10 protein-coding genes are annotated in these 12,894 nt (G+C 46.4%); 1 reads left to right on the top strand and 9 read right to left on the bottom strand.

Annotated elements, in window-relative coordinates; genetic code table 11:
* Nucleotides 1-313: 313 nt before the first annotated feature.
* From BLCOC_RS18370 to BLCOC_RS18385, 4 genes are all read right to left on the bottom strand, one after another.
* The gene (locus BLCOC_RS18370) at nucleotides 314-571 is read right to left on the bottom strand and encodes a spore coat protein (protein ID WP_018596495.1); all 258 of its coding nucleotides are present in this window, start codon (nucleotides 569-571) and stop codon (nucleotides 314-316) included.
* Between the two features lie 13 nt (nucleotides 572-584).
* Nucleotides 585-770: a hypothetical protein gene (locus tag BLCOC_RS18375; RefSeq protein WP_018596496.1), complete on the bottom strand. Its 186-nt coding sequence runs from the start codon at nucleotides 768-770 to the stop codon at nucleotides 585-587.
* A gap of 89 nt (nucleotides 771-859) precedes the next feature.
* Entirely contained in the window at nucleotides 860-2,860 is a 2,001-nt protein-coding gene (locus tag BLCOC_RS18380) for an ABC transporter permease (RefSeq protein ID WP_115622996.1), read from the bottom strand.
* Nucleotides 2,850-3,617: an ABC transporter ATP-binding protein gene (locus BLCOC_RS18385; protein ID WP_029468509.1), complete on the bottom strand. Its 768-nt coding sequence runs from the start codon at nucleotides 3,615-3,617 to the stop codon at nucleotides 2,850-2,852. The genes BLCOC_RS18380 and BLCOC_RS18385 overlap by 11 nt, the downstream gene beginning before the upstream one ends.
* A 302-nt stretch (nucleotides 3,618-3,919) precedes the next feature.
* Between BLCOC_RS18385 and BLCOC_RS18390 the strand changes: the two genes are divergently transcribed.
* On the top strand, nucleotides 3,920-5,884 hold the full coding sequence (locus BLCOC_RS18390) for a sodium-translocating pyrophosphatase (RefSeq protein ID WP_115625441.1): 1,965 nt from the start codon (nucleotides 3,920-3,922) through the stop codon (nucleotides 5,882-5,884).
* A gap of 195 nt (nucleotides 5,885-6,079) precedes the next feature.
* Here BLCOC_RS18390 and BLCOC_RS18395 read toward each other — a convergent pair whose 3' ends face one another.
* The 5 genes from BLCOC_RS18395 to spo0A all read right to left on the bottom strand — a co-directional run bounded on the left by BLCOC_RS18395 (nucleotide 6,080) and on the right by spo0A (nucleotide 12,883).
* Nucleotides 6,080-8,602: a DsrE/DsrF/DrsH-like family protein gene (locus tag BLCOC_RS18395; protein ID WP_115622997.1), complete on the bottom strand. Its 2,523-nt coding sequence runs from the start codon at nucleotides 8,600-8,602 to the stop codon at nucleotides 6,080-6,082.
* Nucleotides 8,603-8,707: 105 nt separating this feature from the next.
* On the bottom strand, nucleotides 8,708-9,724 hold the full coding sequence (locus tag BLCOC_RS18400) for a sensor histidine kinase (RefSeq protein WP_029468507.1): 1,017 nt from the start codon (nucleotides 9,722-9,724) through the stop codon (nucleotides 8,708-8,710).
* The gene (locus BLCOC_RS18405; protein WP_115622998.1) at nucleotides 9,721-10,389 is read right to left on the bottom strand and encodes a response regulator transcription factor; all 669 of its coding nucleotides are present in this window, start codon (nucleotides 10,387-10,389) and stop codon (nucleotides 9,721-9,723) included. The genes BLCOC_RS18400 and BLCOC_RS18405 overlap by 4 nt, the downstream gene beginning before the upstream one ends.
* Before the next feature lie 108 nt (nucleotides 10,390-10,497).
* Nucleotides 10,498-11,940, bottom strand: a complete 1,443-nt coding sequence (glgA, locus tag BLCOC_RS18410) for a glycogen synthase GlgA (RefSeq protein WP_018596503.1) — start codon at nucleotides 11,938-11,940, stop codon at nucleotides 10,498-10,500.
* A 148-nt stretch (nucleotides 11,941-12,088) separates the two neighbouring features.
* The gene (gene spo0A, locus BLCOC_RS18415) at nucleotides 12,089-12,883 is read right to left on the bottom strand and encodes a sporulation transcription factor Spo0A (protein WP_115622999.1); all 795 of its coding nucleotides are present in this window, start codon (nucleotides 12,881-12,883) and stop codon (nucleotides 12,089-12,091) included.
* Nucleotides 12,884-12,894: the final 11 nt, after the last annotated feature.

Consider the following 12,894-nt stretch of genomic DNA (forward strand, 5'->3'; position numbering starts at 1 on the left):
ATACCGGCGCAGCGGAATGCTGCTTGAATGAATAAAAAAGGCAGAACTGCCTTTGACGGTATGTGTTAAGTATGTAGCATCAGACAGAATTTGTCAAGAAAAAAGGACACCGGATCCTCTCCGATGGTTACTATTCAGCCTTTCGGCTTCATAGCAACAAAAGCATGCACACAGACTGCAAAAACTGCAGTCTGGCGCATGGCTGCCTCGGGATTGCCTTGCAAATGCAAGGCAACACCTCGCGGGACAGTGGAAATCTGAACTGTTACTCTCCGATGTCCCTTCTGTGTGACATCTCAGTTTCTCTGTACTGTTACTGAGCAGATAACTGTGTCAGTACATTCTTTACATGAGATACTTCTTCCGGTGTTGCTTTTGCCGCAGGAACATAATAGCTTTTTGCTCTTGCGATCTGATAGATCTCTTCCTGTGACATTTCGCTCTGGTTTCTCATCTGTTTTAAAGTCTGTTTTAACTGAGCATTTTCTGTCTGGGGGATCATTTGTCCAAAGTGTGCCAAATCTCCATTGATACCAACCAGAGTATCTGCTACCATTGTCTTATCTGTCATCTCTTCTTACCTCCTACTGTAAAAACTGCATAAGCTGCTGTTTGCTTTCCATTGCGGACTGTGCGGACTTCTGGAAAAACTGTTTCACCTGAGGATCCTGAGCCTCATGGGCATAATCCTGCATTTTGCAGTGGTTGGTTTCCAATCCGCCGATCAGATGGCGCAGATTCTGTAAGTCAAGTACTGAAAGTTCTGTCATGACATTTTCCTCCTATTTCTGTTTTTTTGGTGGTTCTGACATGGTTTTGTCTACAGAAATAGTATGGCAGGACAGGGTTTTTCTTATTCTCATTTTCCCTGAATAATTCGTTTACTGCCCAGATACGTGGTGATAAAATAGCCGCCGTAAATAACCAGCAGAATAGCCGCTGTAGTGATGATCGATCCAAAGCGGTTCACTTCTCCCATGGTTATCATCATTTTTCTCACAAACTGCAGGCCAAAAACGGAATGTACCACTGCCAGACTCAGAGGCATAAGGAAGAATATTCCAATTTGTTTAAACAAAGAGCGGTTTATCATGCGCTCATCCGCACCAATCTTCCGCAGCACCTCATATCTGTCACGGTTATCAGAGCTTTCAGAGAGTTCCTTCAAAGCCAGTATGGCGGCTCCGGAAATAAGGAATATTATCCCAAGATAGATGGCAACAAATGTAATGATCGTAGACAGGCCCATGCTGGCAGACACAATATCAGTCCTGGTATTGCTGTAAACACCGCTCTCCCTTCGCAGATCATTGAGTTTTATGTCTGTCTCCTCCACACTTTTTTTATCCTGTTTGGCATAATCAGCGGCCAAAAAACCGCCAATCCTCCACTCATCTTTCACGGCATGGTCGGGAAGGATATAAACCCCCGGGTTAATACGGTTTGTCATCATCCGTAAAAAGCCATCCTGGCACTGGTCATATTTGGGTGAGTAGGATATACCGTCCAACAGGATCTTTTCTCCTTTTTTCAGCATTTTGTCTCTCTGCAGCTTCACCTCGTCCATATTGCAGAGCACCAGATATTCGTCATCCCTCAGATCATACTGCGTACTGCCGTAAAGCTTTGCAAGACGGTTGTAATCCGAAAGCCTGACTATATCCTCCAGCTGATCCGCGCTCAAAAACATAAAGTTTTTTGTCACTGTTTCCATGTTATCGCCAATGGTAAGCCCCATGGTAAGCTGATCTGTGGCGTAGATTCCCATATCCACATAGTCATCTCTAAAAGCAGTCAGATCAAAACCTTCCTCCCGCAGCTTATCTGAAACAGAAATCCCGGCACTTTCCCCTTCCGGCGGCAGGTATTCCGTGTTCACATCCACCGGTGTCATTTCTTTTAAAGACTCTCTGAAAGAATGATTCATTCCCAGACCGCTGGAGAGGACCGTGATGGTCATAAAAAGCATGATACAGATGATGGTCATGGCAAATACCGTGGTATTGACCTTGCTGTTGATCTGCCTGAGAACAAAGGCATTTAGATCCTTCAGATAATATTTTCTGTTTCTCTTCATCATCTGCAGAAGGAATCCTGACAGGGACCAGAAAAACAGGAAAGTGGCCAGACATCCCAGGGCGATCACGATACCGCAGGACCTGGTATCCAGTTTATTCGGAACAACAGACACCAGGTAGTAAAGAACTCCCAAAATGGCGGCGGAAAACAGAAACAATGCTATGCAGGCCGCGGGCTTTTTCATTTTCACCTGCTCTGTCTTTTTTCCGGCGGATAACAGATCTATCAGGCTGCATTTTGAGATGGTGACTGTATTGAATACCAACACTGCCAGGTACATGATCCCAAAATATAGAATCGTCTTGAAAAAAGCCGTTTTGGAGAATACAAAGACATAAGACTCCATATCCACCTCAAACATTTTTACCACCAGCACAGACATAAACTGCGCGCCCAGCACGCCGATAAAAAGTCCCACAGCCAGAGACAGCAGACCGATGAGAAAAGTTTCTCCCACAAGGATCCTGGAAATCTGTCCCTTTCCCATTCCCAGTGTCATATACACCCCAAATTCCTTTTTTCTTCTCTTGATCAAAAAATTATTGGCATAAACGATCAAAAAAGCCAGGATACAGGAGACAAACACTGAGATGCCGCTCAACATAGTGATCATCAGTTTTATGATTTCTTTTGTGGAGGATGTCAAATCCGTCATGGCCTGCTGGGAGTCCAGGGAGTTAAATATATAGAAAATAGCAACACCCAGTATCAGTGTCATAAAATAGATCGCATAATCCTTCAGACTTTTTCTAATATTCTTGACCGAAAGCTTAAATAACATCGTTCAGCTCACCTCCCAGGAGAGTAACCACCTCAATGATACGGTTGAAAAACTCTTTTCTCGTATCTCTTCCCTTTACCAGCTCATTGAACAGCTTTCCATCCTTGATAAAAAGGATCCGATTGGCATAGCTGGCTGTAAATGCGTCATGTGTGACCATGAGAATGGTAGCTGCCATCTGCTGATTCAGGTACTGGAAGCTCTCCAGCAGCATTCTGGCAGATTTGGAATCCAGCGCACCGGTAGGCTCATCCGCCATAACGATCTGGGGATTTGTGATCATGGCTCTTGCACAGGCCACACGCTGTTTCTGTCCTCCTGACATTTGGTAGGGGTATTTTTCCAAAACATCCTCAATTCCCAGTTTTTCAGCAATTTCCTTTACCGACTTGTGAATCTTTGCCGGACTGACACGCTGGATGGTAAGTGCCAGAGAAATATTTTCATAGGCAGTCAGGGTATCCAGAAGATTAAAATCCTGAAAGATAAAGCCAAGCTCCTCCCTTCTGAACCGGTTGAGATGATTTCCCCTGAGCTTTGTCACATCAATATCATTGACAATGATTTTTCCGCTTGTCACATGGTCTATAGTGGAGACGCAGTTGAGGAGCGTCGTCTTTCCGCTTCCCGAGGCCCCCATGATCCCCACAAATTCCCCTTCCTCCACAGAAAAGCTGATCCCGTCCAGGGCCTTTGTCAGGTTACTTTTATTTCCATAATATTTTTCCACATTTGCTACTTCTAATACTGTATTCATAATGGTAACTCCTTCCTTGATTGATGATTCTATCATACAACTGTTTAAAAATCTATCCCATCGATTTTACTTACATTTATCTTGCATATTTGTAAGGTTTTCCATGATACATTTCACAAAATAAGCGTTTTACTGAAAAATACTATGTTTTTTTAAGTTTTTTTATGTATTTTAGACATATTTGTTATATAATGGAATCATAAAAACTTATTTGTGACAGGACACACGTCCGCGCCGGGTGAAACTCCTCCGCCCCCCTGCACAGTCAAATGTCCGCACAGGGAAAGGAAGGGAATTATATTATGGAACAACTGCTTTATCTTGTCCCTGTCATAGGGATACTGGGACTTCTCTTCGCCTTCTTTCTGACCTGCACCATAAAAAAACAGCAGGCCGGGAATGACAGGATGAAGGAGATCGCTTCCTATATTCACGAGGGAGCACAGGCTTTTTTGATGGCTGAGTACCGGATACTGGTCATTTTTGTTGTGGTGTTTTTCCTGATCCTGGGAATCGCACTGAAAAGCTGGATGACAGCAGCCGCTTTTCTTATGGGGGCACTTTTCTCCTCCGTATCGGGTTACTGCGGCATGCAGGTAGCCACAAAGGCCAATGTGCGCACAGCCGGTGCAGCAAAGGATTCCGGCATGAAACAGGCACTCTCCATCGCTTTTTCAGGCGGCTCTGTTATGGGAATGTGTGTGACCGGCCTTGGGCTTCTGGGTATCAGCCTGGTATATCTCGTGACAAAGGACGCAGGTATTATCTCCGGCTTTGGTCTGGGCGCTTCTTCCATCGCACTTTTTGCCCGTGTGGGTGGCGGTATCTATACAAAAGCCGCCGATGTGGGAGCTGACCTTGTAGGAAAAGTAGAGGCCGGGATCCCTGAGGATGACCCCAGAAATCCGGCTGTTATTGCCGATAACGTAGGTGACAATGTGGGCGATGTGGCAGGTATGGGAGCCGATCTGTTTGAATCTTATGTAGGTTCTCTGGTATCTGCCATCACCCTCGGCCTTATTTATTTCAAAGGCTCCGGCGCGGTATTTCCACTGGTACTGGCTGGTGTGGGGATCCTGGCCTCCATGGCAGGCACATTTTTGGTAAAAGCCAGCAGCAGCAATGACCCCGGAAAAGCACTAAAAATAGGAACCTATGGTTCCAGTATAGTTGTATTGGTACTCTCGCTTGTGCTGAGCCATGTATTCTTTGGTGATTTTAAGGCAGCCATCGCTATTATCAGCGGCCTGATCGTCGGACTACTGATCGGTATTACAACAGAATATTATACCTCAGGGGATTACAAGCCTGTCCAGAAGATTGCAGACCAGTCCGGGACAGGAGCGGCTACTACCATTATCAGCGGACTGTCTGTGGGAATGCGCTCTACCATGCTTCCAATCCTTTTTATTGCGGTTGGCATCCTGGCAGCGTATCATTTCAGCGGACTGTACGGCATTGCGCTATCGGCTGTAGGCATGCTTTCCACAGCCGGCATTACGATCGCCATTGACGCTTACGGACCTATTGCAGATAATGCAGGGGGGATCGCGGAGATGGCCGGGCTGGATGAATCCGTGCGGAATATTACAGATAAACTGGATTCTGTGGGCAATACCACGGCTGCCATGGGCAAGGGATTTGCCATCGGCTCTGCGGCTTTGACGGCTCTGGCCCTGTTTGTCTCTTACGCGGAAGCGGTAGATCTGGATACCATAGATATACTGAATCCACAGGTTATTGTGGGATTGTTTATCGGGGGTATGCTGCCGTTTTTGTTCTCGGCACTGACTATGGATTCTGTCTCCAAAGCCGCAAACAAAATGATCGAGGAAGTCAGGAGGCAGTTCAAGACCATTCCCGGTATTATGGAAGGGACAGGAAAGCCTGATTATTCTTCCTGCGTACAGATTTCTACACAGGCAGCTCTGAGAGAAATGATGGTTCCCGGCATTATGGCCGTGGCGGCACCACTTTTGGTAGGGCTGGTCCTTGGACCGGCAGCGCTTGGCGGGTTATTGGCAGGCGCACTGGTCACAGGTGTACTGATGGCTGTTTTCATGGCAAATTCAGGGGGCGCCTGGGATAACGCAAAGAAGTTCATTGAGGAAGGTGCACACGGCGGTAAGGGCAGTGATGCCCATAAAGCAGCGGTTGTGGGAGATACGGTGGGCGATCCCTTTAAGGACACTTCAGGGCCTTCCATCAATATTCTGATCAAGCTGATGACCATTGTTGCAGTGGTATTTACACCTCTGTTCCTTTAAGATAACTGCACCTGCCCTGCAAATGCAGGACAGTCCCAATACAGCAGCTACGCGCCAGACTGCGGATTTTGCAGTCTACTTCAAATAATAGATATAAAACCAAAAAATCGCCGGAACCAGCAATTGGCTGGAACTGGCGATTTTTAATTAAGGACTTATTTTACAGCCCCATCTTTATTTCGTATGATAAAAGGATCAGACAAACAGGTTTACATTGGATTGTTCAGCATCCCCCAGGTAGGAAGCTACCCCGGCCAGCTCCACTCCGTCTATGAGTTCCTCAGGAGTGATGCCCATTACGTCCATGGACATGGTGCAGGCTACCAGCTTTACTCCATTTGCAAGCGCCTGCTCGATAAGCTCTTCCAGAGAGGAGACATTTTTGGATTTCATGACTTTTTTCATCATTTTCGTGCCCATGCCCAGCATATTCATTTTAGAGAGCTTCAGCTTTGTGGTACCCCGGGGCATCATGAAGCCGAACATTTTTTCCACAAAAGGCTTTTTGACCCTGACTTTCCGGGGCTTTCTGAGGGCATTCAGACCCCAGAAGGTAAAGAACATGGTAACCGGACGGCCCATGGCTGCTGCACCGTTGGCTATGATGAAGGAAGCCAGGACCTTGTCTAAATCTCCGTCAAATACGATAATTGTTTTGCCCTGATTCCCCTGACCTGCGGAAAAACAGGAGGCAGCACTTACTGAAGGGGAGGACTCAGAAAAATCACTGTCTGCAGCAACAGAGCCTTTTTGTATGGTTACAATATTTTCTTTTCCCTGACGCTCTGTGGACAGGAGCGTGTTGCCGGTTCTCTGACACCATGCATCAATATCCCGGGCGAAGCCCATATCTGTGGCGGACACCTGAAGTCTGGCTCCCTCCTGCATCTGTTTCAGGGTTTCATTCACCTTCATGATGGGGCCGGGACACTGAAGACCGCTGCAGTCCAGAATCTGGATTTTCTGAGGTGTCTTATCTGCTTTCTTTTCAGGCGCAGGGCTTTTTTCTTTTGTCTTGGAAAAAGCCGGGGGCATCTGACCGGAAACGGTATGATGATACGTTTTGTAGAAGGACGTACCGCCTGCCAGGACGCTTACATTCCGAAAGCCGTTTTGCGCAAGGATGCGGGCCGCGTTATAGGAACGCACGCCAATGGAACAGTAGGTGATGATCTTTTTATCCGGGTTCAGTTTACCCAGGCGGTCCCTTAGCATTCCCAGAGGAATGTGCACCGATCCGGGGATGGAAAATACCATGCGCTCTGCATCCTCCGTGACATCCAAAACGATTATTCTGCCCTCCTCTGTGCCCAAAAGCAAATCCAGTTCTGCGGGGGTAACAAAGGACACCATTTTGTTCAGGATGTTCTCCGCCACAAAGCCAAGCATATTGACAGGATCTTTGGCGGAGGAAAACGGCGGAGCGTAAGCCAGCTCCAGTTTTGCAAGATTTTCTGTGGTTCCGCCCATGCTCATGACAGTGGCTATAGTATCAATCCTCTTATCCACTTTATCCTGGCCTACAGCCTGGGCACCCAGAATCTTCCCTTCTTTTTCAAAGAGAAGCTTCAGGGTGATGGGAGTGGCCTGGGGATAATAGCCCGCGTGGGATTTCTGGTTGATCACAACAGTCTCGTAGTCAGTTCCCTTTTTTCTTCCGGATGCCAGAAGGGCTTTTTCATTCAGTCCCACTGCGGCTGCAGTCAGATCAAAGACCTGGGCAACAGAGGTTCCCATAGAGCCTTGGTATGTCTTTTGGCTTCCGGTGATGTTGTCCGCGCAGATCCTGGCCTGCTTGTTGGCAGGGCCTGCAAGGGGGATCATGGTCTTCTCACCGGTCACCAGATGGTTTACTTCAATAACATCACCTACTGCGTAGATGTCCGGCTCAGAGGTTCTTAAATATTCATCCACCTGAACGCCTCCCCGGGCATTCAGGGACAGGCCTGCTGCTTTTGCCAGTGAACTGTTTGGTTTTACACCAATAGAGAGGAGCACCATCTCAGCCTCCACAGTTCTGCCGCTTTTTAAATGGATTCTTGTGCTGCCGTTTTGTGTCTCAAAATGGTCCACACCATCCTCTAGGATCAATTCGGTGTTATTCATGCGGATATTTTCATGGAGGATCTGTGCCATCTCATAGTCAAGAGGCGCCATGACCTGATTCTGCATCTCGATGATGGTCACGTCCAAACCTGCTCCATGCAGGTTTTCTGCCATCTCCAGACCGATAAATCCTCCGCCGATGACAGCCGCACGGCCCGGACGATGCTGCTCCATGTAATTCTTTATCTTATCTGTGTCCGGAATGTTCCAAAGGGTGAAAATGCCCTGGCCGTCAATTCCGGGGATAGGGGGTTTTATAGGCGAAGATCCAGTTGCAAGGATAAGATTGTCATAGGACTCCTCATATTTTGCACCTGTGGACAGATCACAGACCGAGACTTTGTGCTCTTTTGGGTGAACGGCAACAGCCTCTGCTCTTGTGCGGACCTCAATATTAAACTTTTTCTTCATGGCCTCCGGTGTCTGAAGAAGAAGAGCATCCCTGCTCTTGATCACATCCCCGATATAGTAAGGAAGCCCGCAGTTGGCAAAGGAAATATAGTCTCCTTTTTCCAGAACTACGATTTCCATCTTCTCGTCTCTTCTGCGCAGTCTGGCCGCTGCTGTGGCGCCTCCTGCAACGCCTCCGATGATCACTGTCTTTTTTGACATATCTGAAACACTCCTTTTTATGATGTTGAATAGCTGCTTCTCATTGCGCTTATCATACACAGTTTCAGATAAAATTTCCGTAACGGAGTCACATTGTCAAAATAGTTATTCCAGAAATCCGGTCATACTTCCCTTTGGAAATGTGATGAGCACTTCACAGCCCTCCCCTTCCTTGGAGGTCAGGCAGATTTTGTGTCCCATTTTTTCACAGAGCTTTTTACTCAGATAGAGACCTATGCCGGTGGATTTTTTGCCAGAGCGGCCATTGGAACCTGTAAAACCTTTTTCAAAAACGCGGCCTGCATCCATAACTGGTATACCGATCCCTCTGTCTTTCAGACAGAGGATAACCTTTTCCTTTTCTTTGACTGCGTACCACTCGATCCCCGCACTGTCCTCTTTCCGGTATTTGATACTATTTGCCAGTATCTGATTTAAAATAAAAGCCAGCCACTTGCTGTCAGAGTATACCGATACATCCAGATCATGAAGATCAATGGAAAATCTGCCGCTTATGAGCGCTTTTTTGTTTTTGCGGATGACCTCCCGGACCACTTCCTCCAGATTCAGCTTTTTCAAAATATAATCTTTTTCAACGTAATTGCTCCTGGCATAAAAAAGAGCCTGTTCCGTGAAGTTGTCTATTTTGTCAAGCTCCTCCGCAAGGCTTTCGCTATAGCTGTCTTTGTTATTTTCCAGGATCATCTTTCCCGTGGCAATTGGCAGCTTCACTTCATGGACCCACAGCTCAATGTATTCCTTGTACTCGTCACTCTTGCGCTTATATTCTCCCACGCGCCAGTTCATAGATTCCATCATTTCCTGTACCGTATCATACAGGAATTTACCCTCCAGAAAACCGGGACACTCAAGCAGTTCCGGAAGAAGGTACTTCTGATCAAGATGAGACAGATGACTCTCCACTGTTTTGTAAAAGCGGCGTTTTCTCAAATAATCGGTACACCATACAACAAACCAGATCCCCACAAAAGAGATTCCCACCAAAAGCAGATAAAAGCCGGGGATCATGACAAGTACCCCAAAGGAGATCACCACGATCAGGACTGCCAGCAGCAGGATAAACTGCAGCCAGCGTTCTCTTATATATAATCTCAGACTCATTCCAGCAGATACCCCTGTCCTCTCTTAGTGTGGATCACACCCTTCTGCCCAATAGATTCTAATTTTGCCCGAAGCCTTGTGATATTCACGGTCAGGGTATTGTCATCAACAAACAATTCACTGTCCCACAAGTCATTGATCATCACATCCCTGGACACGATCTTTCCCCTGTTTTTTGCAAGACAATACAGGATTCTGCTCTCATTTTTCGTCAGATCTGTCTCCTGCTCTCCCGCTTTCGCCACACCCCGGGAAATATCCAGAATAAAATCACCGCAGGAGATCTCATCTGTATCTTGAGAGCCTGCATGACTTCTCTTCAGCACCGCCTCCACATGGGCCAGCAGGATCTGAGGATTAAAAGGTTTTGCTATAAAATCATCCGCTCCGTAATTGAGGCACAAAAGCTCATTCATCTCCGTATCCTGACTGGTAATGATGAGCACCGGCAGATCAGAACGCTTTCTCAGCTCCCTGCAGATATATTTTCCGTCTGCATCCGGCAGAGAGAGGTCCAGAAGCAGAATATCACCTCCCGCACAGCAGATTTTTTCCACTGCATTTTTGTAATCTGTGATCTCCCTTGTCTCATAACCGTGCATTTGAAAGAACCGTGCCAGTTCTGTGCGCAGTTTGTCGTCATCTTCCGTTAAAAGAACTTTCATTTATATCCCTACTTTCTGCATTTTCTGGTCTATATTATCAGAAAACCGGACGCAGCCTCTGCCGCATCCGGTTCACTCACACTTACATGTCAGGATCACTCTCTGTCACTATCCAATCAGCCAGTTGTACATTTCCTCATACTGGTTCGCAGAATTGGACCAGGAAAAATCCTTAGCCATTGCGCGGTCGATCAGTTTATTCCACTCGCGCTTCCTATCGTAGTATACAGACTCTGCATAGCGAATTGTACTCAGCATCTCATGGGCATTGTAATTCGTAAAGCTGAAGCCTGTTCCTGTACTTTCAAATTCATTGTATGGTTCTACAGTGTCTTTCAAACCGCCGGTCTCACGCACGATGGGAATCGTTCCGTAACGAAGGCTCATCAACTGGCTCAGGCCGCATGGCTCGAACAGAGATGGCATCAGGAACGCATCACATGATGCATAGATTCGGTGAGATAACGCATTGTCATAGAAAATATTGGCGGACACCTTGCCTTGATATTTCCATGCGAAATGGCGGAACATATTCTCGTATCGTTCTTCACCAGTGCCCAGCACTACAAGCTGGATTGCATCCTGGCACAGCTCATCCATTACATAAGCGATCAGATCCAGACCCTTTTGGTCTGTCAGACGTGACACAATACCGATCATCATAGCCTTTGGATCCTGGTTCAGTCCCAGTTCGCTTTGCAGAGCTGTCTTGTTCTTTATTTTTTCTTTGCGGAATGTCTTCGCATTGTAGTTCTTCGCTATCATACGGTCAGTTTCGGGGTTATATTCATCATAGTCGATTCCATTTACGATACCGCGCAGGTCATGGGCGCGGGCGCGAAGCAGTCCGTCCAGTTTTTCTCCGTAAAATTCTGTCTTGATCTCTTCTGCATAGGTATTACTCACAGTTGTTATGGCATCAGCATACACCAGTCCGCCTTTTAAGAGGTTGCCGTCCTTAAACGCCTCCAGCTTGTCAGGGGTAAAATAATATGCCGGAAGTCCGGTCAGCTCTCGGATCGTCTTAATATCCCAGGTACCCTGGAATTTCAGGTTATGTATGGTCATGATTGTCTTAATTCCCTGATAAAAGGCACCTTCCTGGAACCTGTCCTTTAAATAAACCGGTACCAGTCCTGTCTGCCAGTCGTGGCAGTGGATCACATCAGGCCTGAAATCAATTACCGGCAGGATGGATAATGCGGCTTTTGAGAAAAATGCAAACTTCTCAATGTCGAAACGGATATCACCATAAGGCTGGTATCCTGCAAAATAGTATTCGTTGTCAATGAAATAGAACTTAATACCGTCATATTCCATCTGCATAATACCCACGTATTCTCTGCGGTAGCCTATGTCCATATAAAAATGTGTAACATACTGAAGCTGGTTCTTAAACTCTTCCTTCATGCACATGTATTTGGGGATAATCACCCGCACATCAAATAAATTTTTATCAAAGCACTTGGGCAGCGCGCCGACAACGTCTGCCAGCCCTCCTGTTTTAATAAACGGTACGGCCTCTGAAGCCACAAACAATATCTTCTTCACTGAAATACCCTCCTTCAGTCAGGCACCTCCTCACAAACCTCCCAAGTCTGCCATGCCTGCATTTTTTAGACAGTATCTCAACCTGCCTATTATAATGATTATACCCTATTTTCAGTGCAATGAAAAGTGCTTTTTTCGGCCCTTCTTTTTATTTCTTGTATTCTAATCTGATTTTATCTGCGATCAAAGCAATAAATTCCGAATTGGTGGGTTTGCCTTTTCCTGTGCTCACAGTATAGCCAAACAGCTCATCAATGGTATCCATCTTTCCTCTGCTCCAGGCCACCTCAATGGCGTGACGAATTGCCCGCTCTACGCGGCTGGGTGTGGTCTGATGCTTTTTCGCTATGGTCGGATATAAGATTTTCGTAATGGAATTCAGCATTTCCATGTCATTCACAGAAAGGATGATGGCATCTCTCAGATACTGATATCCTTTGATATGTGCCGGCACGCCGATCTCATGGATGATGTTGGTCACATCTGCTTCCAGATTTCTCTCAAAATAGGTACTTTTATCCTCATAGGCATTCACTTTGCGCAGTTCCTTCACTCTCGTGTCCCTGGACTGCTTGATATGCTTGATGCGGGACAGAAGCATCTTATTGTCAAACGGTTTCATAATATAGTAATTCGCACCCAGATTAAAGGCGTCTTCTGTAATCTGTTCCTGTCCGACAGCGGATACCACGATAAAAGCGGGATGTTTTTTCAAGTTGCCGTCCCTTCCGACACGCTCCATCACGCTTAATCCGTCCACTTTCGGCATTATGATATCTAAAAGTACAACGTCCGGTTCTTTTTCTCTGATTATATCGTATATATCGGCGCCATTGTTGGCATGACCTACCAATTCCAGCTCTTTATCTTCATTGATGAGATTCCCCAGTAAATCCAACATTTTCTCATTATCATCTGCTATAGCGACATTTAACTTTTCCATAACTCGTCCTC

The sequence above is a fragment of the Blautia coccoides genome, assembly GCF_034355335.1.
GTDB lineage: Bacteria > Bacillota > Clostridia > Lachnospirales > Lachnospiraceae > Blautia > Blautia producta.